Here is a 1,792-nt window from a genome sequence, read left to right as displayed (position 1 = left end):
CGCGGTCAGAATGCGCTGTACGCTCTCATCAATGCGCTGCTCGGTCAGCTTGCCGTCGGACACCGCCTGAAACAGTGCCTGATATACGGCGTCCACATCGGACGGTTCCAGCAGCATATCCGCTCCCGCCTGTACGGCGAGCACAGCGGCTTTTCCCTCTGTGTACGCGTCGGTCAGTTTTTCATCGCTCAGGGCATCGGTCATCACAATGCCGTTGTAGCCGAGCTTCTTGCGCAAGGTATCCGTCATGACCTTGGACGATACGGAGCACGGCACGGTGTCGTATTCTTTTATCGTATCGTGCGAGACAATCATAAACGCCGGATTCTGCTTGATGCAAGCCTGAAACGCAGAAATATCTGTGTTTCCGCTGTTCGGAAATGCAGAAACCGCGGACAATACCTGGTTTTCCTGCAATCCCTTGACCTCACTGGCTGCCAATTTATCTGTCGTGACGGTCGGCGCAAAGTTCACCGTAAAGCCTACGCTGCGCAGTTCCTCCGCGAGGGTCTGCCCCAGCGCATACGCTGTTTTGTCGTCTGTGCTCTTGTCCGCCTTCAAAATACTTGTCGTCTGAAGTGCCTGTGCTACCGGCGCATCGCCGCCTTCCTGCTCCTGCACGCCCAAGAATACCGGGATTCCGCCGCCGGACTCCTTGGCATAGTCCTGGGTATGGCTCAGCATATCTTTGATCTGGGCTTTTCCCTGCAAGCTCTGGTTCGTATACAATACGCCGCCGACCGGACGCTTTTCTATGGACGCCTGCGTCGCAGCACCTGCGCGAACAACCTGATCGGTCTGGGTCAGAGCTTCCGGCGTCACAAACAGCATCTGATACAGCTTTTGCTCCAAGCTCATCTTCTCGGTCAGCTGCTTTGCCTGTTTCTGCGATGCCGTGAGCGATTCGTCTTCCGCTTCTTTCGCCGCTTGTGCCTGTTTCTTGCTCGCTTCCTGTACCAGAAAAGCAGTGCCCTCTGGCGCCTGCTCCGGATGAATCTGAATATATCCGATGGCTGCTGCACTCACAATCAAACAGATAACGACGGGAATCAGCAGCAAATATCGCTTCTTCATCTTATAACCTCCTGCGGTTTTCTCTCGTACCAGTATACCGTATTTATTGGATTTTTTCTACTGGTTTTGAGAAAACGCTGCCTGCTTTCCCAGCACCTCCCGCCGAATATACGCGAAGGTCTCCTCTTCGCCCTTTTCGGCAAGCATGTGCAGCATGGTTTCCAGCAGCGCGCGGGTTTTCGGATGCATAATCATGGTATTGACGCGCAGACCATTTTCATAATACTTCCACGCCGAAGCGTCCGTATATGCTTCGCCCTGATAGACGCGGCAGGCGGCAATGCGGTCGCACAGCATCTCTGCGACATATTTCACCGGCATCTCCATACCGGCAAGCGGATAGCCGTCTTTTTGCAGCGAATAATCAATCCAGTATTCCAAATGATGCTTGTTTCTGCCCTTATGATGCAGCCATGCTGAGCTGTATCCGCGGTCAAGGCGTTCCGCCGTGTTCGGACTGCGATAGCCCTGATAATACTTCGCGCCGACCAAAAATTCCGTCGGGCTGTATTTGGACAGATCATGCATCAGTCCTTGGCGATATAATCCCAACTTAAAACAGTAGTGCCGTACTAATGTCCGATGCTGATGGACGGTGCACAGATGCCGCAGCCACTTCGGACGCTTGTCCGCTTTTGCCTGCGCCGGTTGTTCTTTCTCTATTGATTTCATAGGTATCCCTTTTTATCTTCGCCCTCAGAACAGCAGATTGAGCAGT

General features: G+C 53.3%; 2 protein-coding genes. Both read right to left on the bottom strand.

Features of this window, described 5'->3' with window-relative positions; all coding sequences use genetic code 11:
• Positions 1 to 1,074 (bottom strand): glycoside hydrolase family 3 N-terminal domain-containing protein (locus ACR0P9_RS11955; RefSeq protein ID WP_432620445.1); only part of this gene is annotated, 1,074 nt, incomplete at its 3' end.
• Positions 1,075 to 1,131: 57 nt separating this feature from the next.
• Positions 1,132 to 1,746 (bottom strand): DUF5662 family protein, encoded by a 615-nt coding sequence (locus ACR0P9_RS11950; RefSeq protein ID WP_432620443.1) that lies wholly within the window; start codon positions 1,744 to 1,746, stop codon positions 1,132 to 1,134.
• Between the last annotated feature and the right edge of the window lie 46 nt (positions 1,747 to 1,792).

Origin of the sequence: Butyricicoccus sp. (assembly GCF_050872565.1) — a bacterium.
GTDB lineage: Bacteria > Bacillota > Clostridia > Oscillospirales > Butyricicoccaceae > Butyricicoccus_A.
Note: the sequence above shows the minus strand (reverse complement) of the source record. Positions and strands in the feature narration are given on the sequence as shown.